Here is a 19,953-nt window from a genome sequence, read left to right on the forward strand (position 1 = left end):
GCGAGCTTTGCTCGCTCCTACGCTTACTTCGGGCCAGTCACGCCTATGACAGGCGCGCGCGACTGCCTAGTGGGTACGGCACGATGTCGCGTGATGCGCAAGGGGGTTGCGCGCAAACGCCACCGGCATAACTGGACTGAAACAAAAATAAATTCTGGATTCCCCGGCGCTGGCCGTGGCGGGGCGATCTACTAGTCCACCGAAGTGAGGCGCAAAATCCCTGGGGGCCTGTACTTGGTCGTCGCCCAGGTGTCGGCCTATGTGTTCCTAAGCCTCCAGTACGTCCTCCGATTTGCGCCAGATACGCTGCGTGCCTGCAGGCATTAAATAGGCTCACAGGCTCGCAGCTATTCAAGGCTCGGGTGGATTTTGCGCCCTTGGGAGACTCGGGAGCTGAAACAGCGACGGCCCGGATCTGGCGGCTGTACGCCCAGCCAGAGCGTCGAGAGGCAGGATTGTTGGTGGAGGAGGTGGGTGAGGTAGACAAGGGCGTAGATCATCCATTTCGTTGGGAAAAGGCGTCCGTGCCGTTGCGCTTTATTGGATATTGGATACAGTAGCCGAGCCGAACCGTATCTGGAGATCCAAAATGAAACAAAATGTTATTGCGCTAATTTTTGGCGGGCGAAGCACTGAGCACGCCGTATCTCTCATGTCGGCCCGCAACCTTCACCAGGCCCTGATTTCTCTGGGTCACTCAGTTCATTGCGTTGGAATCGACAGAACCGGCGTATGGCGTTACCAAGGCCGACCACGTGAGTTCCCAGGGGAGGTGGACACAACTGCACCTGTACTGACGCTGCAGCCTGGTAGGTCAGCGTTGATCCATTCAGGCCCGGGATCTGCTTCAGAAGAAATCGCGGTCGACCTGATTTTTCCGGCACTTCATGGACTGTATGGGGAAGACGGTGCGATCCAGGGGCTGAGTGCCATGTGTGGTATTCCGTGCGTCGGCTCGGGAATACTCGGCTCTGCGGTTTCCATGGACAAAGACGTCACCAAGCGACTCGTAAGCGCAGCGGGGATCAAGGTGGCTCCCTGGATTGCGGGTTATGAGATGCACCCCTGGTCTTGGTTGTTAGATTCCCTGGGCGGAGAGGTGCTCTTCGTGAAGCCTGCCACTTCTGGATCTTCCATTGGTGTGGCGCGAGTGACCTGCGAGTCCGAATACCGTGAGGCTTACGCCGCGGCTCGACACCTGGATCCAAAGGTGATCGTGGAAAAAGAGATCAAAGGCAGGGAAATTGAGTGTGGAATCCTAGAGCGGCGTGGGCGAGCCATTGCATCACTGCCCGGTGAAATTGTGCCCGTCACTGGCCATGATTTTTATAACTACGATGCCAAGTACACTGCTCATCAGCCCTCGACGCTGCTTGTGCCTAGCCCTGTCTCTTTGACGCTGTCCATGAGCATCCAACAGCTGTCTTTGGAGGTATTCCGATGCTTGGGCCTGACAGGCTTGGCCAGGATCGATTTTTTCCTTCAGAACAATGATGAGCTTATTCTGAATGAAGTGAACACATTGCCTGGATTCACCAAAGCGAGTATGTACCCTAAAATGTTCCAAGCCACAGGCTATTCGCTTGAAAGCATCGTAGACGAGTTGGTCAGCGCTGTGATCAGGGCATCGTCGGAACCTTGACTGCTACGAATTAATGCCCTGATGGCGACTCAGGAAATTAACGATCTCATCTCTTCCCGCTTCTAGGTGGTGCCGTAGCACGTGTTTGGCTAATTCACGGTCCCCCCTACGGCAAGCCTCGAGAATGGTAAAATGGTCCTCTTCGGATTTCTGGTGATAGTCCAAGTTGCTGAGCAAAAAACGGAGGTGTCTGTCGACGGCTTGATGAAGCGACTTTATGAGTGCCAGCAGCCGAGGGCGTTTTGACCGCGCGTACAGAAAATTGTGAAATTGCTCATTTAGCTCGCCTAGCGTGTGGGGATCTCGCTGGGTAGCCATTGCTTGGATGCATTTTTCCATCTCCAAGATATCTTCATTGGAAATGTCGCCAAACCCAAAGTCCAATGCAGTCGTTTCTGCCATGATGCGCATGTCGTAAATCTCGACCACATCGTCAATCGTCATGACGGAGACAAACGCCCCTTTGTTGCGCTCGGTGGTAACCAATCCTTCCGCTTCAAGTTGTCTTATAGCATCACGGATCGGCATGCGGCTTACACCGAATTTGGCCGCTAATTCATCTTGGCGCAATTGTGCACCCTCTGGAATCTTGCCTGAAAGGATGCCATTGCGAAGTGAGTCAGCAACAAACGCCATCGCGGTTTTTTGCTGATAACCTGTTGGCACTGTGAAGCTGTCAGGAAGCGGGGACACGCTAATCTCCGAGATCGTTATAAAAGCCTGCCGAAGGTACCATAACGCTGCCACCTCAGCCATCGTCACGGGCGTTTCTATATAACGGATTGGATGGCTTCAGCGTCAGCGATGTTCCAATGTCTTTAGCATCCTGCGTTGGGCGAGCTCGCATGTTAAGCATTAAGTCGAGGCATCTATAATCCGCGACGCGTCTTCACCTCTGGATGAGGATTGAGGCATTCAAAACGCCGTACGATAAGCTTTAAGAATGTCAGTGCTGCGTGGCAAAGGCTCTCCGCTGCTGGCCCCGTCATGGCATGCCCATCGCAATGCCCATTCATCTCTATGGGGAAATGCAGAACCCTGATGGCTCCTGTCACTGGCGTCCCACGCTGTAAGCCGCAGTGATGCAGTGACCTTGTCCGACCGTCGTCATGGGTTTCTTCCATGCAAATCTCGCTTTTATACGGTGGCGGTCATCGATAGGGCATGCATTTCAGTGCCTGTGCTGGGAGAAACCGATTTATCTCCCAGCCCCCCCAAAGTTGGAAAGCTTCTTGCAATGCCAGCGCCAGGCGCCCATCTGGCGTCAAAGTTTTGCATCAAGAGGACTCGCGGTGGATCGCACTCAGTTAATCAGCAACGCCCGCCACAACCTGGCCGGGCTTGGCCGGGGCAACCTGGGCGTGCCGATTTTGTTGCTGGTGATGCTGGCAATGATGATGCTGCCGATCCCCCCGTTCCTGCTGGACGTGTTCTTCACCTTCAACATCGCCCTGTCGATCGTGGTGCTGCTGGTGTGCGTCTACGCCCTGCGCCCGCTCGACTTCGCTGCGTTCCCCACCATCCTGCTGGTGGCCACGCTGCTGCGCCTGGCCCTGAACGTGGCATCCACCCGGGTGGTGATGCTGCACGGCCAAGAGGGCCACGGCGCTGCGGGCAAGGTGATCCAGGCCTTTGGCGAAGTAGTGATCGGCGGCAACTACGTGGTCGGTGCCGTGGTGTTCGCCATCCTCATGATCATCAACTTCGTGGTGGTGACCAAGGGCGCGGGGCGTATCTCCGAGGTAAGTGCGCGGTTCACCCTGGACGCCATGCCCGGCAAGCAGATGGCAATCGACGCCGACCTCAACGCTGGCCTGATCGATCAGGCCCAGGCCAAGGCGCGCCGTAGCGAGGTGGCCCAGGAGGCCGAGTTCTACGGCTCGATGGACGGTGCCAGCAAGTTCGTGCGCGGTGACGCCATTGCCGGCCTGCTGATTCTGTTCATCAACCTGATCGGCGGCATGCTGATCGGCATGCTGCAGCATGGCATGAGCTTCGGCGACGCCGGTAAGGTGTACGCCCTGTTGACCATCGGTGACGGTTTGGTGGCGCAGTTGCCATCGCTGTTGCTGTCCACTGCCGCCGCCATCATGGTTACCCGCGCCTCGGGCTCCGAGGACATGGGCAAGCTGATCAACCGGCAGATGTTCGACTCGCCCAAGGCGCTGGCGGTGTCGGGGGGGCTGATGATCGTCATGGGCCTGGTACCCGGCATGCCCCATGTCGCCTTCCTCAGCCTTGGCCTGATGGCGGGCGGTGGCGCCTACCTGGTCTGGAAAAAGCAGCAGAAAACCAAACAGCTGGCGGTGCAGGAAGCGCAACGCCAACAAGACCTGCTGCCCTCGCCACAGCGCGCAGCCGAAACCAAGGAACTGGGCTGGGACGACGTCACCCCGATCGACATGATCGGCCTGGAAGTGGGCTACCGCCTGATCCCCCTGGTGGACCGCAACCAGGGCGGGCAGTTGCTGGCGCGCATCAAGGGCGTGCGCAAGAAGTTGTCCCAGGACCTGGGCTTCCTCATGCCCACCGTGCATATTCGCGACAACCTCGACCTGCAGCCCAGTGCCTATCGCCTGACCCTCATGGGCGTGATCCTGGCCGAAGCCGAGATCTACCCGGACCGCGAGCTGGCCATCAACCCCGGCCAGGTGTTCGGCACCCTCAACGGCATCGCCGCCCGTGACCCGGCCTTCGGCCTGGAAGCGGTGTGGATCGACGTGGGCCAGCGCTCCCAGGCGCAGTCACTGGGCTACACCGTGGTAGATGCCAGCACCGTGGTGGCCACCCACCTTAACCAGATCCTGCAGAAACACTGCCACGAACTGATCGGCCACGAAGAAGTTCAGCAGCTGCTGCAGGTACTGGCCAAGGCTTCGCCTAAACTGGCTGAAGAACTGGTGCCGGGTGTCATTTCCTTGTCGGGGCTGTTGAAGGTATTGCAAGCGCTGTTGTCAGAGCAGGTGCCGGTGCGGGACATTCGCAGCATTGCCGAGTCCATCGCCAACAATGCGGCCAAGAGTCAAGATACCGCCGCGCTGGTGGCGGCAGTGCGCGTCGGATTGTGTCGCGCCATCGTGCAAAGCATTGTAGGCGTTGAGTCCGAGCTGCCTGTGATCACCCTTGAGCCCAGGTTGGAACAGATTTTGCTCAATAGTCTGCAACGGGCCGGGCAAGGTCAGGAAGACGGTGTTCTTCTGGAGCCGAGCATGGCCGAAAAGCTGCAGCGTTCGCTGATCGAAGCCGCCCAGCGTCAGGAGATGCAGGGCCAACCGGCCATCCTCCTGGTCGCCGGCCCGATCCGCGCCATGCTCTCGCGTTTTGGCCGGCTGGCTGTACCGAACCTGCACGTGCTGGCGTATCAGGAAATTCCTGACAACAAGCAAGTCACCATCGTTGCCACCGTGGGCCCTAACGGCTGAGGTAGTGGATAATGCAAGTTAAGCGATTTTTCGCTGCTGATATGCGTCAGGCCATGAAGCTGGTTCGCGATGAGCTGGGCGCTGATGCGGCCATCATCGGTAACCGCCGCATTGCCGGCGGTGTCGAGCTGACGGCGGCGCTCGACTACAAATTGTCCGCCCTGGCACCGCGGGTGCCCAATGCCGAGCTTGAAGAAGAACTGCGCAAGACCCACTCGCGCATTGCCACGGTTCAGGCCGAGCTCGACCAGCGTCAGGACAACAGCGAGAGCAACCGCCAATTGTTTGCCGGGCAGTCGTTGACCGCTGCCGAACCGCTGGTTGAACCCCATGTGGATGCCCCTCAGCCGGCCGCTGCCCCTGCGCAGGCGTCGGTAGACCCGCGCCTGTTCGAGGCCATGCGCTCCGAGCTTTCGGGCCTGCGCCAGTTGCTTGAAGTGCAACTGGGCTCACTGGCGTGGACCCAGCTGCAAGGCAGCAAGCCGCAACAGGCTACGCTGTGGCGCCGGCTGCAGCGCCTGGGCCTGTCCGGGCCGATCGCCCGTGAGCTGCTGGCGCTGACCGGCGAGATTGAGGAGCCGCGCCATGCCTGGCGCATGCTGCTGGCGCACCTGGCACGCATGATCGATATCCCGGAGGTGGAGCCGATCGAGGCGGGCGGTGTGATTGCCGTGGTCGGCCCGGCCGGCATGGGCAAGACCACCACCCTGGCCAAGTTGGCCGCGCGCTATGTGCTCAAGTACGGCGCGAACAACCTGGCGCTGGTGAGCATGGACAGTTTTCGCATCGGTGCCCAGGAGCAGCTCAAGACCCTGGGCCGCATCCTCAACGTGCCTGTCACCTACGTCGACCCCGGTCAGTCCCTGGCGGCGGCGCTGGAGCCGCTGCTGCGCAAGCGCGTGGTGCTCATCGACACTGCTGGCCTGCAGGCCAGCGACCCGGCCCTGCGCATGCAGCTCGAAACCCTGGCAGGGCGGGGCATCGCCGCGAAGAATTACCTGGTGCTGGCCACCACCAGCCAGAAGCAGGTGCTCACCGCCGCCTACCACAGCTACAGCCGCTGTGGCCTGGCCGGTTGCATTTTGACCAAACTTGATGAATCGGCAAGCCTCGGCGATGTGCTGAGCCTTGCCATCAGCTACCGGCTGCCGGTGGCCTATCTGACCGATGGGCCGCGCATTCCGGACGATCTTCACCTGCCACGCGGGCACCAGTTGGTCACCCGGGCGGTCAGTGTGCAACAGCAGGATGAGCCCAGCGAAGAGGCCATGGCCGACATGTTCGCTGATCTCTACCACAACCCTCGGCGAGTGGGTTGAACATGAAGTGTGTGCAAGGTAGCTATGCCAAGGGGCACGCAGAATTGCCCTTCGTGTGGCCTGAGTCCCAGCGAGACAAGGTAAAGAACAGACATGGGTAGCATGCATCCCGTACAGGTGATCGCCGTGACCGGCGGCAAAGGTGGCGTCGGCAAGACCAACGTTTCAGTGAACCTGTCCCTGGCACTGGCCGAACTGGGCCGCAGGGTTATGCTGCTGGACGCCGACCTGGGCCTGGCCAATGTCGACGTCCTGCTGGGCCTCACCCCCAAACGCACCCTCGCAGACGTGATCGAGGGGCGCTGCGAGCTGCGCGATGTGATGCTGCAGGGCCCTGGCGGGGTGCGTATCGTGCCGGCCGCCTCGGGCACCCAGAGCATGGTGCACCTGGCGCCCGCCCAGCACGCGGGGCTTATCCAGGCGTTCAGCGAGATCGGTGACAACCTTGACGTGCTGGTGATCGACACCGCTGCCGGTATTGGTGACTCGGTGGTCAGCTTTGTGCGCGCCGCCCAGGAGGTCCTGCTGGTGGTGTGCGACGAGCCCACGTCCATCACCGACGCCTATGCGCTGATCAAGCTGCTGAACCGCGACTACGGCATGAACCGCTTCCGCGTGCTGGCCAACATGGCGCAGAGCCCGCAGGAAGGGCGCAACCTGTTCGCCAAGCTGACCAAGGTTACCGACCGTTTTCTGGACGTGGCCCTGCAATACGTGGGCGCAGTGCCCTACGACGAATGCGTGCGCAAGGCCGTGCAGAAACAGCGCGCGGTCTATGAAGCCTTCCCGCGCTCCAAATGCGCCCTGGCCTTCAAGGCCATCGCCCAGAAGGTGGACACCTGGCCGTTGCCAGCCAACCCACGCGGCCACCTGGAGTTCTTCGTCGAGCGCCTGGTGCAACCCACCAGTGCGGGTCCGGTGCTATGAGTGCCAGCGGCTTCAAGATGTATAGCCGCGCGTCGAAGGACGCGCAGTACCAGCTGATCGAGCGCTACGCCCCGCTGGTCAAGCGCATTGCCTACCACCTGCTGGCCCGGCTGCCAGCCAACATCCAGGTCGAGGACCTGATCCAGGCCGGCATGATCGGGCTGCTGGAAGTGGCCAACAAATACGACGCCAGCAAGGGCGCCAGCTTCGAAACCTACGCCGGCATCCGCATCCGCGGGGCCATGCTCGACGAGGTGCGCAAGGGTGACTGGGCGCCGCGTTCGGTGCACCGCAACACCCGCATGGTCAGTGATGCCATGCGCGCCGTTGAAGCAAGAACCGGCCGTGACGCTAAAGATCATGAAGTTGCTGCCGAACTCAAGTTGAGTCTCGATGATTACTACGGGATCTTGAACGATACCCTGGGCAGTCGCCTGTTCAGTTTTGACGACCTGTTGCAGGACGGCGAGCACGAAGGGCTGCATGAGGATGGTGCCAGTGGCCAGGCTGAGCCTGCCCGTGGCCTGGAGGACGAGCGTTTCCAGGCTGCGTTGGCCGATGCCATTGCCAACCTGCCCGAGCGTGAGCGCCTGGTACTGGCGCTTTACTATGACGAGGAGCTGAACCTCAAGGAGATCGGCGAGGTCCTTGGTGTCAGCGAATCGCGGGTCAGCCAGTTGCACAGCCAATGCGCCGCGCGCTTGCGCAGCCGTCTGGGGGAATGGCGGGCACGTTGAGCCCGCTGTCGTTGTAGTCGTTTTCCACGTTGTACCGAATTGATTGAGTGCGCGCTCGGGGCCGAGCGCGTTTGAGACTGCTTGGAGGTCTAATTGGACAAGAACATGAAAATCCTCATCGTCGACGACTTTTCGACGATGCGGCGGATCATCAAGAACCTGCTGCGTGACCTGGGGTTCAGCAACACCGAAGAAGCCGATGACGGCACCACGGCGCTGCCGATGCTGGAAAACGGCCACTACGACTTCCTGGTGACCGACTGGAACATGCCGGGCATGTCGGGTATCGACCTGCTGCGCAAGGTGCGCGCCAGCGACAAGCTCAGGGCCTTGCCGGTGCTGATGGTGACGGCTGAAGCCAAGCGTGACCAGATCATCGAAGCGGCCCAGGCCGGCGTTAACGGCTATGTGGTCAAGCCGTTCACCGCGCAGGTTCTCAAAGAAAAGATCGAGAAGATCTTCGAACGCGTCAACGGCTGAGTCACGTCAGGGGGCGCGCCATGAATTCATCACAAACGTCGTTGGGCGAGTTTGAATCCACGCTCAAGAAGCATGCCCAGGAGCTGGTAGAAAGCCTGGAGCGGGGCCGTTTCGGCGAGGCGGTGCAGCTGATTCACGAGCTGAACCAGACCCGCGATCGCGGCTTGTACCAGGAAGTTGGCAAGCTGACCCGTGAGCTGCACAGCGCCATCGTCAGTTTCCAGATCGACCCGACCATTCCGCAGGCTGAAGAGGTGTCGCAGATTACCGACGCCACCGAGCGCCTGTCCTATGTGGTCAAGCTCACCGAAGGCGCGGCCAACCGCACCATGGACCTGGTCGAAGAAAGCACCCCGGTGCTCAACGGCCTGGCCACCGAAGCCAACGCCCTGAGCGCAGACTGGCAGCGCTTCATGCGCCGCGAAGTGGCCGCCACGGAGTTCCGCGACCTGGTCAAACGTGTCGACAGTTTCTTGACGCACAGCGCTGAAGGCAACCGCAAGGTGGCTGGCCATCTGAATGACATTCTGCTGGCCCAGGACTACCAGGACCTGACCGGGCAGGTGATCAAACGGGTCACTGCCCTGGTGACGGAAGTGGAAAGCAACCTGCTGAAACTGGTGATGATGGCCAGCCAGGTGGACCGCTTCGCCGGCATCCAGCATGACCAAGATCAATTGCGTGCAGAAAAAGATCGAGAAAAACATCCGACTCGGGGTGAAGGTCCGCAGATTCATGCCGATAAGCGTGAAGACGTTGTGTCCGGTCAGGACGATGTCGATGATCTGCTGTCCAGCCTGGGTTTTTAAGGAGCACGTTTGATGAGCTTCGGCGCCGATGAAGAAATCCTCCAGGATTTCCTGGTAGAGGCCGGCGAAATACTTGAGCAACTGTCCGAGCAACTGGTCGAGCTGGAAAGCCGGCCGGACGATGCCGACTTGCTCAATGCGATCTTTCGCGGTTTCCACACTGTAAAAGGGGGCGCCGGCTTCCTCCAGCTCAATGAGCTGGTGGAGTGCTGCCACATCGCCGAGAACGTGTTCGACGTGTTGCGCAAAGGTGAGCGCCGGGTCGACTCGGAATTGATGGACGTGGTGCTTGAAGCACTGGATACCGTCAACAGCATGTTTGGCCAGGTGCGCGAGCGCAGCGAAGTGACGCCTGCAACGCCCGAGCTGCTGGCCGCCCTGGCGCGGCTGGCCGAGCCGGGTGCCGCAGCGCCGGCCCCGGCGCCCGCAGCGGTAGCGCCCGAGCCGGTGGCCCAGCCTCCTGTGGCTGAGGCCGAAGCCGACGCGGATATCACCGACAGCGAATTCGAGCAGTTGCTCGACTCGCTGGATGCGGTGAAGGCGCAGGCCGCCGCCGAACAGGTGCAAGACGAAGTCGTTAGCGCGGGCGGTGATGACATCACCGACGCGGAATTCGAATCGTTGCTCGACCAGTTGCACGGCAAGGGCCAGTTCAGCGCCGAAGTGGCCGCTGCACCTGCGCCTGCCAGCCAGCAGGCGGCCAGCGACGAAATCACCGATGCCGAGTTCGAATCCCTGCTCGACCAGTTGCATGGCAAGGGCACCTTCCAGGCCGATGCCTTGCCTGCCGCGAAAGCCCCGGCACCGGTGGCCGAAGCCACGGCTGCGGTGGGTGACGAAATCAGCGAGCACGAATTCGAGGCGCTGCTGGACCAACTGCATGGCAAGGGCAAGTTCACCGGGGAAGTGGCCGCTGCCGAAGCGCCCGCCAAGGTACAGCCGGCACCTGCCGCACAGGCCGGGCCTGCGCCGGTCGCCAGGCCTGCCGCTGCGGCACCTGCGGCTGCCGCCAAGCCCGCCCCAGCCCCGGCACCCCGTGCGCCGGCGCCTGCAGCCGAAAAGCATGGCGCCAGCGAGGCCGAAACCACCGTGCGGGTCGATACCGCGCGCCTGGACGAGATCATGAACATGGTCGGCGAACTGGTGCTGGTGCGTAACCGCCTGGTGCGCCTGGGCCTGAACAGCGGCGACGAGGCCATGTCCAAGGCCGTGTCCAACCTCGACGTGGTCACTGCCGACCTGCAGACCGCGGTGATGAAGACGCGCATGCAGCCGATCAAGAAGGTGTTCGGGCGCTTCCCGCGCCTGGTACGCGACCTGGCCCGGCAGTTGAAGAAAGAAATCAACCTGGAACTGGTGGGCGAAGAAACCGACCTGGACAAGAACCTGGTCGAGGCGCTGGCTGACCCGTTGGTGCACTTGGTGCGCAACGCCGTGGACCACGGTGTGGAAATGCCCGACGAGCGTGAAGAAGCCGGCAAGGCCCGTACCGGGCGGGTGGTGTTGTCGGCCGAGCAGGAGGGTGACCACATCCTGCTGTCGATTTCCGATGACGGCAAAGGCATGGACCCGAACATTCTGCGTGCCAAGGCCGTGGAAAAGGGCCTGATGGACAAGGACGCCGCCGAGCGCCTGAGCGAGTCGGACTGCTACAACCTGATCTTCGCCCCCGGGTTCTCGACCAAAACCGAAATCTCGGACGTGTCCGGGCGTGGCGTGGGCATGGACGTGGTGAAAACCAAGATTTCCCAGCTCAACGGTTCCATCAACATCTTCTCGGCCAAGGGCCAGGGCTCGAAGATCGTCATCAAGGTGCCGTTGACCCTGGCGATCATGCCGACCCTGATGGTGATGCTGGCCAACCAGGCATTCGCCTTCCCGCTGGTCAACGTCAACGAGATTTTCCACCTGGACCTGTCACGCACCAACGTGGTCGATGGCCAGGAAGTGGTGATCGTGCGTGACAAGGCGCTGCCGTTGTTCTACCTCAAGCGCTGGCTGGTTCAGGGCCAGGTCCATGAGGAACAGCACGAAGGGCATGTGGTGATTCTTTCGGTCGGTACCCAGCGCATCGGCTTTGTCGTCGATCAACTGGTCGGCCAGGAAGAAGTGGTAATCAAGCCGTTGGGCAAGATGCTGCAGGGCACCCCTGGCATGTCCGGGGCCACGATTACTGGCGACGGCCGCATTGCGCTGATTCTCGACGTCCCGAGCATGCTCAAGCGTTACGCCGCCCGGCGTATTTGATTTCGGTGGCGCCCCCTGGCGGGTGGCGCCGCCTAATGGAGTGTTTATGGCAGTCAAGGTCCTGGTGGTGGATGATTCCGGTTTCTTCCGCCGCCGTGTCTCGGAAATCCTGTCGGCGGACCCGACGATCCAGGTAGTAGGTACCGCGACCAACGGCAAGGAAGCGATCGACCAGGCACTGGCGCTCAAGCCCGATGTCATCACCATGGACTACGAAATGCCCATGATGGATGGCATCACCGCCGTGCGCCACATCATGCAGCGCTGCCCAACCCCCGTGCTGATGTTCTCGTCGCTGACCCACGAGGGCGCCCGCGTTACCCTCGATGCGCTGGACGCAGGCGCGGTGGACTACCTGCCGAAAAACTTCGAGGACATCTCGCGCAACCCCGACAAGGTCAAGCAGATGTTGTGCGAAAAGGTGCATACCATTTCGCGCAGTAACCGCCGTATTCCCGGCTACGCCCGCACCGCGCCTGCGCCTGCACCCGCCTCGGGCAGCCAGGGTACCGCCACCACGGCGCCGGTACGCAGCGCGGCACCCGTGCCAGCGCGGCCAACGGCTGCGGCCCCGGCACCATCGCATTCTCCGGCCCCCAAGCGCAAACCCTACAAACTGGTAGCCATTGGTACCTCCACCGGCGGGCCGGTGGCGCTGCAGCGTGTCCTGACCCAGCTGCCGGCGAACTTCCCGGCGCCCATCGTGCTCATCCAGCACATGCCCGCCGCGTTCACCAAGGCCTTTGCCGAGCGCCTGGACAAACTGTGCCGCATCAGTGTCAAGGAAGCCGAGGACGGCGACATGCTGCGCCCCGGGCTTGCGCTGCTGGCACCGGGTGGCAAGCAGATGATGATCGACGGCCGTGGCACGGTGAAAATCCTGCCGGGCGATGAGCGCCTGAACTACAAGCCCTGCGTGGACATCACCTTCGGCTCTGCGGCTAAGTCCTATGGCGACAAGGTGCTCTCCGTAGTGCTGACCGGCATGGGGGCAGACGGTCGCGAGGGTGCGCGGTTGCTCAAGCAGGGCGGCAGCACCGTGTGGGCCCAGGATGAAGCCAGCTGCGTGATCTATGGCATGCCCATGGCCATCGTCAAGGCCAACCTGGCCGATGCGGTGTACAGCCTGGATGACATCGGCAGGCACCTGGTGGAGGCGTGCGTCTGATGGACGTGCTCAGCCTGATCGGCCTGATCCTGGCTTTTGTCGCCATCGTAGGCGGCAATTTCCTTGAGGGCGGGCATGTCGGCGCGTTGGTCAATGGGCCGGCAGCGCTGATCGTGCTGGGCGGTACGCTGGCGGCGGCGTTGTTGCAGTCGCCGCTGTCGTCGTTCAAGCGGGCGTTGCAGATTTTGCGCTGGATCCTGTTCCCGCCCAGGGTTGACCTGCCTGGCGGTGTTGACCGTGTGGTCAACTGGAGCCTGACGGCGCGCAAGGAGGGCCTGCTGGGCCTGGAAGGCGTGGCGGACGGCGAGCCCGACCCCTATGCGCGCAAGGGCCTGCAGCTGCTGGTGGATGGCGCCGAGCCCGAGGCCATCCGCAGCATCCTCGAAGTGGACTTCCTGACCCAGGAAAGCCGCGACCTGCAGGCGGCCAAGGTGTTCGAGAGCATGGGCGGCTACGCGCCGACCATCGGCATCATCGGCGCCGTGATGGGGTTGATCCATGTGATGGGCAACCTGGCCGACCCTTCGCAACTGGGCAACGGCATTGCCGTGGCCTTCGTCGCCACCATCTACGGGGTGGCCAGTGCCAACCTGGTGCTGCTGCCGGTGGCGAACAAGCTCAAGGCCCTGGTAATGCGCCAGTCACGTTACCGCGAAATGCTGCTCGAAGGCCTGCTGTCGATTGCCGAGGGTGAGAACCCGCGTTCGATCGAACTGAAGCTGCAAGGCTTCATGGAGTAACCCATGCGCCGTCGCCGCCATGCCGAAGAACCGGAAAACCACGAACGCTGGCTGGTGTCCTACGCCGACTTCATCACCTTGCTGTTTGCCTTTTTTGTGGTGATGTATTCGATTTCCTCGATCAACGAGGGCAAGTACAAGGTGGTTTCCCAGGCCTTGCTCGGGGTGTTCAACGACCCGGAGCGCAGCATGAAGGCCATCCCCATTGGCGAGGAGCGCCCGCTCAGCGTGCGCCCGGCAGAACCGCTGGTTAACGACAGCCAGCAGACCGAAGCAGGCCTGGCGGCGTCCAGCAGCGACCCGCTCAAGACCATCAGCGATGATGTGCGCGACGCTTTTGGCGACCTGATCAAGAGCGACCAGATGACCGTGCGCGGCAACGAGCTGTGGATCGAGATCGAGCTCAATTCGTCGCTCCTGTTTGGCAGCGGCGACGCCATGCCCAGCGACAATGCGTTCGCCATCATCGAAAAGGTGGCCAACATCCTCAAGCCCTTCGCCAACCCTGTGCATGTCGAGGGTTTCACCGACAACCTGCCTATCCGCACGGCGCAGTACCCTACCAACTGGGAGCTGTCCTCCGCGCGGGCGGCCAGCATCGTGCGGCTGCTGGCGATGAACGGGGTGAACCCTGCGCGCATGGCCTCGGTGGGGTATGGCGAATATCAGCCGGTGGCCAGCAACGACTCGCCAGAGGGGCGTGCGCGCAACCGGCGGGTGGTGCTGGTGATCTCACGCAACCTTGAAGTACGCCGCAGCCTGACCGGTACCGGCACGGCCAACGCCACACCGGACGCGGCATTGCGCCGGGCTGGCACACAAAGTGCACCGGCAACCGCAGCTACGGTGGCAGGGCAATGACTCGTCAATTCTCTGGCACCGCTGACCCCGTCGCTGCTGGATGGCCACGGGGATTCTGCGTCATGAACGGTTCAAGAGTCAGTCTATGAGAGTGTGGGCAGTAGCCAATCAAAAGGGTGGCGTCGGCAAGACGACCACCACCATCGCGCTGGCTGGTCTGTTGGCTGATGCCGGTAAGCGCGTGGTCGTCGTCGACCTCGATCCGCACGGCTCGATGACCAGCTATTTCGGGCACAACCCCGATGCCCTGGAACACAGCTGCTACGACCTGTTCCTGCACAAGGGCGGGGTGCCCGAAGGCTTGCCTGGGCAACTGCTGTTGCCCACCAGCGACGAACGCATCTCGCTGCTGCCCTCCAGCACGGCGCTGGCCGTGCTCGAACGCCAGTCTCCCGGGCAGAATGGTCTGGGCCTGGTGATCGCCAAGAGTCTGGCGCAGCTGTGGCAGGATTTCGACTTTGCGCTTATCGATAGCCCACCGTTGCTGGGCGTGCTGATGGTCAACGCCCTGGCGGCCAGCCAGCAGCTGGTGATCCCCGTACAAACAGAGTTTCTTGCGGTCAAAGGCCTGGAGCGCATGGTCGGCACCCTGGCCATGATCAACCGCTCGCGCAAGCAGGCGCTGCCTTACCAGATCGTACCGACCCTGTTCGACCGCCGCACCCAGGCCTCGCTCAGCACGCTCAAGCTGCTGCGCGACACCTATGGCGAGCAGGTCTGGCAGGGCTACATACCGGTCGACACACGGCTGCGTGACGCAAGCCGCAAGGGCGTCACGCCCTCGCAGTTCGACAACAAGAGCCGTGGGCTGCTGGCCTACCGGGCGCTGCTCAAGCACCTGTTGACCTACAAGCCCGCAGCGCAGGTGGCCTGATGACGACGCAAACCCGACACGCCGGCAGCAAGCCGCAGATCGCGCTGCAGTCTTACCTGGATGGGCTGCTGCAAGAGGCTACCGAGGCCGATGACCTTCTCGACGCGCCCGTAGCCACCGACGAATTTGCCCAGGCCGTGCGCGAAGAGCAGGCCCGCGATGCGCAGCCGCCTGCGCGCGCGCCTGCTGTAGCGCCGCCACGGGCCACCACCCCGCGGCCCTTTGCCGAGCCCCGGCTGGCCGTGCTGCCCAGCGTAATGCCCGTGCAGGCCCCGGTAGTTACGGTGGTTGAACAGCAGGTGGTGGCCGAGGCCAGTATCCCGGTGCTGATCGAGCCCCCGGCAGTGGAACCTGCGGTGCCGCTGGTGGACGTACACCTGCCGGCGCCGGGCCTGCCTGCGCCGCCGGCCACCGTCGATGGTCGCCCGGCCTGGGCGGCCGAGCCGTTCGAGTGCCTGCTGTTCGACGTGGCCGGGCTGACCCTGGCAGTGCCGCTGGTGTGCCTTGGCTCGATCTACAACCTGGCCGGTCAGGAACTGACGCCCTTGTTCGGCCAACCCGAGTGGTTCCTTGGCATCCTCACCTGCCAGGCCGGTAACCTGAAGGTGCTGGACACGGCGCGCTGGGTAATGCCCGACCGTTACCGCGATGACTTCCGCCAGGGCCTGCAGTACGTAATTTCTGTTCAGGGCTATGAATGGGGGCTGGCCGTGCATCAGGTCAGCCGTTCGCTGCGCCTGGACCCGTCCGAGATCAAGTGGCGCAGCCAGCGGGGCCAACGCCCGTGGCTGGCCGGCACGGTAATCGAACACATGTGTGCGTTGCTGGATGTTGCCGAACTGGCCGAGCTGATCGCCAGCGGCGCCGTCAAGCAGATGCACGCCAAACCGAAAATGACACCGAACACACCGCCAAAGGCGGATTTCAAGGGGTAGGGGAATGAAAAAGTCGTCCGCACAAGGTTCCGAAGATCCGATCCTGCAGTGGGTTACCTTCCGTCTGGACAACGAGTCCTACGGCATCAACGTGATGCAGGTGCAGGAAGTGCTGCGCTACACCGAAATCGCCCCGGTGCCGGGTGCACCCAGCTATGTGCTGGGCATCATCAACCTGCGCGGTAATGTGGTCACTGTGATCGACACCCGTCAGCGCTTCGGCCTGATGCCCACCGAGGTGACCGACAACACCCGGATCGTCATCATCGAAGCCGACAAGCAGGTGGTGGGTATTCTGGTCGACAGCGTGGCCGAAGTGGTCTACCTGCGTCAGTCGGAAATCGAAACCGCGCCGAACGTGGGTAACGAAGAGTCGGCCAAGTTCATCCAGGGCGTGTGCAACAAGAACGGCGAGCTGCTGATTCTGGTCGAGCTGGACAAGATGATGACCGAGGAAGAGTGGTCCGAGCTGGAGAACATCTGAGTTGATCTTCGAGGTTGCGGTCATTCTGTTGGCGCTGCTGTGGGCGCTGAGTGCCTGGTACTTCCTGAACTATGCCAGGCGCCAGCGCGAGGCTGTCGCCCACCAGCAGGTCATCGATGCCATGCGCGACCAGCGCATCAAGGACCTGAACAAGCGCCTGGATGACTACCAGAACGGCAGCGTGCGCATGGGCGAGGCTATCCATGAAGTGCGGGCGGTGGTTGCCGGCTTGCCGGACCGCCTGGAGCGCCTGGAGCAGCACGACCCCAGCAGCGTCACGTTCACCCAGGCTGCGCGGCTGGTGAGCATGGGGGCCAGTGTCTCCGAACTGACCGAAACCTGTGGCCTGACCCAGGCCGAAGCCGAGCTGATGAGCAAGCTGCACCGCAGCGAGTGAAGCAAAAAGGGCGACGCAAGTCGCCCTTGTGTTGTCAGGGCCTGCCCCAGGAGTGGTAGTTGCCCACTTGGGCGACGCGGTTCAGCGCCTGGTCGGCCTGCACGGCCGCGATGATCTCGGCCTGTTTGCTGTCAACCAGGTACAGCGGCTTGCTTTGTGGCAGGGTCTGCAGGTTGCTCAGTTGGCGCAGCAGCCGCAACCTGGGCAGGCATCGGTCAATCACGTCGTTGAGCAGGCCCGGCCCGGTCAACTGGCTCAGGCGCTTGGCGTAGGCGTTGAATTCAGGGGTGCCTGCCATCGGCTTGTAGCCGTAGAAGTCCCCGTTGGCGAGATAGCGCTCGTGCAGGGTATCGGCGATTACCTCCAGCGTAGGGTTGTTGGGGTGGCTGCCGATCATGTTGCTGTTGTACTGGCAGTGCATGCCCAGGGTGTCGTTGTTGGCCGGGTCACCCAGCACCAGGCCGTCCGGGGTAGTGGCCAGTTCTACGGTGTCGATAGCTGCACGCGAGGGGTCAAGTGGGTCGTCAGGGTGCGGGAACAGCGTATCGTCCACATCCAGGTAGACCCCACCCTCATGGTTTAGCAGCGGGTAGCGCAGGATATCGGACGCCGACGAAAAATTGGCCCCGAGGCCGTTGATTGCCTGGTGATACTGTGGGTAATGAGGCCCGTCGCGGAAGAGCTGGTAGAAGGGCTGCTCTTCCAGCGTCACCACTTCCAGGCCGGGGGCCCTTGTTGCCAGCAGTTGCCGGTTGGCCTCGAACGCCCGCGCATCTGCGTTCGACAGATACAGCCGGTAGCGGTACGGGCTGCTGCCCAGGCGCCTGGCATTGGCAGCCAGGTTGTCCAGCAGTTCGGGAGCAATCACCTTGTTGCCCACCCAGATGCTGGAGAGGGTCTTGGGGATGGGCTGCACGGCCTGGGTGTCAATCGCCGGCACCTGGATGGGCAATTGGATATCCACCCCCAGGCCCCGCAGGGTGGCCATGCGCATGGCGTCGGTGACCGGGCGTTCCCGAGGGGAGATCCTGAACAGCCCGGGGCGGCCATCGGCGACCTGGTAACACACGGGCTGCACATCGTTGAGGGCATTGCTGGCGATGAACGCATCGTATTCGGCGTCGTACAGCACTTCGGCGTTGTAGCCACGGATCATCGATTGCAGCTTTGGCGGGCCACTTTGGCTGACCGGTGTCCTGATTACCGACTGCGCAACCGGGCTATCGTCTGCCGGCACTGCTGCCACTTCTTCCCAGAAATAGGCGCCCACGTCGGGCTCTGGGAAGTGCGGCGGGTTGATCGGGCTCAGCGGGTAGCCCAAGTGCTCGTTCAGGCGGATCGGCACCCTGAACACGCCGCGCGGCGGTGGCAGCAATGTCGTCGCCCGGGTGGCCAGCTCTGCGGTCAGTGGCAGTGCATTGAGCAGCCCGTAGACCGCGCCCGAAACACCCTCTGCCTTGTCCTCCGCTGATTTGCCATTGATGGCCTTATCCAGGCCCATGCCGAACTGGCCGATGCCTGCTGCTGCCAGCAGGGGGACCAGCTCGGGCACCACGATCGCGAACGGCGCCAGCAGGTTGATCGATGTGGTCAGGTAGCCGCGCCACCTGGCCTTGGTCACCTCATGGTCACTGGTGATGGTGAAATCCGCGTCGGCGTAACTGCGCGCACGCTGGCGTTCGGTAATGGCGGCGAACAAATCGCCTGTCAGTTTCGGGCTGTATTTGGTGACTTTGTAGTTGACGTATTGGCGCGGTGGCCATGTACCGTCGGTGGTAAACCCTGGCCGGTTGGGCGAACGGTGGGGGAAGGCAGGGTAAACCCCAAGGCCCAGCAGGGCCGTGTCCAGCCCGCTGAAATCGAGCCCGTCCGGGGTGTCTGCCAGCCTGAAATACTGCCGCAGTGCCTGGCGTTTCTGCGGGTCGCGACACTGCTCGCCCACCCAGTCCTTCATGGCTGCCATACCGGTGAATTCGTGCAGGGGAGAGGCATTGCCCGGCAGGTACATCAACACGTGATTGTGTGCGGCATCGGCCATGACGATCAGGTCGGTGGCGGCATAACCATAGATGTTCAACGGCCGGGCCTTGAAACCCTTTGCGCGCGGTGCCAGCCCCGCCGCCTGCCAGGCCAGCAGGCGGCCGGTTGCGCTCAGCGAGCCTTCCTGGACCTGTTTGTTGCAGGCGGCAATGAAGCTGATCTGCAGGGCCTTGCTGTGCTGCTGCGCGGCGTCACGCCAGTAGTCATCGAGCATACTCACGAAGTGTGTGTGGAAGTCCAGGTTCCAGACAAAGCGCTGCAACGCTTCGACGTCAATCGGCAGGTGGGTGGCGTTGTCGTAGCGGGCGGGGCTTGTGCGGTGGAACAGGCCGTTGAACACCGAGAACGGGGCGCTGTTGTCCAGGGCGCCCGGTTCGGGCAGGCGCTCGACGATGTGCAGGGTTTGCCCAGGCCATTGGCCGGCCCAGCCACCTGGAAACAATTGCCCGATCAGGTTCTTGCTGGTTTCGCCTTGCCAGTTGGCCAGCACCGCCTGGGTCAGTGACAGGCGCTGGGCAATGATCGCCTGGTTGCCGCGGTAGTGCAGGGTGACCGCGTCGGTGGTGTCCGGGTCCAGGTCGTGGCCCTGGGCGCGCGCCCACTCGCGTATGGCGCTGGCGGCTTGGCGGTCGGGGCGAGGGATGTGCTGCAGATGGCGCCTAACGAACTGTTCGCCGGCAGGGTTGACGAGGGTGATTGCCATGGTGATTGACCTGTGTGATAGACCAGGCGGCACAATGGCGAGAGGGGCCCTGAACAGGTCGGTAAGCGGGTACCACCCGGTGTTGGACCGCGCAGAGAACTGATTTCGCACGCAAGCCACGCTCACTGTGGGAGCAACTGTCTTCCACAAGATCTTAAAGCTGGCGCA

Annotated in this window: 17 protein-coding genes; 15 read left to right on the forward strand and 2 right to left on the reverse strand. The window is 62.2% G+C overall.

Annotated features, from left to right (window positions below):
- The first annotated feature begins 589 nt into the window (after window positions 1–589).
- A complete protein-coding gene (locus APH25_RS23690) occupies window positions 590–1,642 on the forward strand; it encodes a D-alanine--D-alanine ligase family protein (protein ID WP_060483577.1) in 1,053 nt (350 codons plus the stop codon).
- A gap of 3 nt (window positions 1,643–1,645) precedes the next feature.
- Here the strand turns inward: APH25_RS23690 and APH25_RS23695 are convergent, their stop codons facing one another.
- Window positions 1,646–2,335 carry a GntR family transcriptional regulator gene (locus tag APH25_RS23695; RefSeq protein WP_033728009.1) on the reverse strand — a complete coding sequence of 230 codons (690 nt, stop codon included), beginning with the start codon at window positions 2,333–2,335 and terminating at the stop codon, window positions 1,646–1,648.
- A gap of 599 nt (window positions 2,336–2,934) precedes the next feature.
- On the opposite strand from APH25_RS23695, the gene flhA reads away from it, so the two are divergent.
- From flhA to APH25_RS23765, 14 genes are all read left to right on the forward strand, one after another.
- Window positions 2,935–5,064, forward strand: a complete 2,130-nt coding sequence (gene flhA, locus APH25_RS23700; RefSeq protein WP_028633453.1) for a flagellar biosynthesis protein FlhA — start codon at window positions 2,935–2,937, stop codon at window positions 5,062–5,064.
- Window positions 5,065–5,075: 11 nt separating this feature from the next.
- The gene (flhF, locus tag APH25_RS23705; RefSeq protein WP_028633452.1) at window positions 5,076–6,383 is read left to right on the forward strand and encodes a flagellar biosynthesis protein FlhF; all 1,308 of its coding nucleotides are present in this window, start codon (window positions 5,076–5,078) and stop codon (window positions 6,381–6,383) included.
- Window positions 6,384–6,476: 93 nt separating this feature from the next.
- Complete coding sequence (fleN, locus tag APH25_RS23710) at window positions 6,477–7,310, forward strand: flagellar synthesis regulator FleN (RefSeq protein WP_028633451.1); 834 nt, start codon at window positions 6,477–6,479, stop codon at window positions 7,308–7,310.
- A complete protein-coding gene (gene fliA, locus APH25_RS23715; protein WP_028633450.1) occupies window positions 7,307–8,047 on the forward strand; it encodes an RNA polymerase sigma factor FliA in 741 nt (246 codons plus the stop codon). The genes fleN and fliA overlap by 4 nt, the downstream gene beginning before the upstream one ends.
- 105 nt (window positions 8,048–8,152) lie before the next feature.
- Entirely contained in the window at window positions 8,153–8,527 is a 375-nt protein-coding gene (locus tag APH25_RS23720; RefSeq protein ID WP_161629585.1) for a chemotaxis response regulator CheY, read from the forward strand.
- A 20-nt stretch (window positions 8,528–8,547) separates the two neighbouring features.
- A complete protein-coding gene (locus APH25_RS23725) occupies window positions 8,548–9,336 on the forward strand; it encodes a protein phosphatase CheZ (RefSeq protein ID WP_028633448.1) in 789 nt (262 codons plus the stop codon).
- Between the two features lie 12 nt (window positions 9,337–9,348).
- Window positions 9,349–11,583, forward strand: a complete 2,235-nt coding sequence (locus tag APH25_RS23730) for a chemotaxis protein CheA (RefSeq protein ID WP_060483578.1) — start codon at window positions 9,349–9,351, stop codon at window positions 11,581–11,583.
- 46 nt (window positions 11,584–11,629) lie between these two features.
- Window positions 11,630–12,751 (forward strand): chemotaxis response regulator protein-glutamate methylesterase, encoded by a 1,122-nt coding sequence (locus APH25_RS23735; protein WP_060483579.1) that lies wholly within the window; start codon window positions 11,630–11,632, stop codon window positions 12,749–12,751.
- Entirely contained in the window at window positions 12,751–13,491 is a 741-nt protein-coding gene (locus tag APH25_RS23740; RefSeq protein WP_028633445.1) for a flagellar motor protein, read from the forward strand. Before APH25_RS23735 ends, APH25_RS23740 begins: the two co-directional genes overlap by 1 nt.
- A gap of 3 nt (window positions 13,492–13,494) precedes the next feature.
- A complete protein-coding gene (motD, locus tag APH25_RS23745) occupies window positions 13,495–14,352 on the forward strand; it encodes a flagellar motor protein MotD (RefSeq protein WP_028633444.1) in 858 nt (285 codons plus the stop codon).
- 85 nt (window positions 14,353–14,437) lie between these two features.
- Window positions 14,438–15,226, forward strand: a complete 789-nt coding sequence (locus tag APH25_RS23750; RefSeq protein ID WP_028633443.1) for a ParA family protein — start codon at window positions 14,438–14,440, stop codon at window positions 15,224–15,226.
- Complete coding sequence (locus APH25_RS23755; protein ID WP_060483580.1) at window positions 15,226–16,161, forward strand: CheW domain-containing protein; 936 nt, start codon at window positions 15,226–15,228, stop codon at window positions 16,159–16,161. Before APH25_RS23750 ends, APH25_RS23755 begins: the two co-directional genes overlap by 1 nt.
- Before the next feature lie 4 nt (window positions 16,162–16,165).
- A complete protein-coding gene (locus APH25_RS23760) occupies window positions 16,166–16,645 on the forward strand; it encodes a chemotaxis protein CheW (protein ID WP_003254393.1) in 480 nt (159 codons plus the stop codon).
- Window position 16,646: 1 nt separating this feature from the next.
- A complete protein-coding gene (locus APH25_RS23765; RefSeq protein WP_028633441.1) occupies window positions 16,647–17,042 on the forward strand; it encodes a DUF2802 domain-containing protein in 396 nt (131 codons plus the stop codon).
- A gap of 34 nt (window positions 17,043–17,076) precedes the next feature.
- On the opposite strand, the gene APH25_RS23770 is transcribed toward APH25_RS23765, so the two are convergent.
- Window positions 17,077–19,785: a dermonecrotic toxin domain-containing protein gene (locus APH25_RS23770; protein ID WP_060483581.1), complete on the reverse strand. Its 2,709-nt coding sequence runs from the start codon at window positions 19,783–19,785 to the stop codon at window positions 17,077–17,079.
- Window positions 19,786–19,953 lie beyond the last annotated feature (168 nt).

This window comes from Pseudomonas sp. NBRC 111119 (assembly GCF_001320125.1).
GTDB lineage: Bacteria > Pseudomonadota > Gammaproteobacteria > Pseudomonadales > Pseudomonadaceae > Aquipseudomonas > Aquipseudomonas parafulva.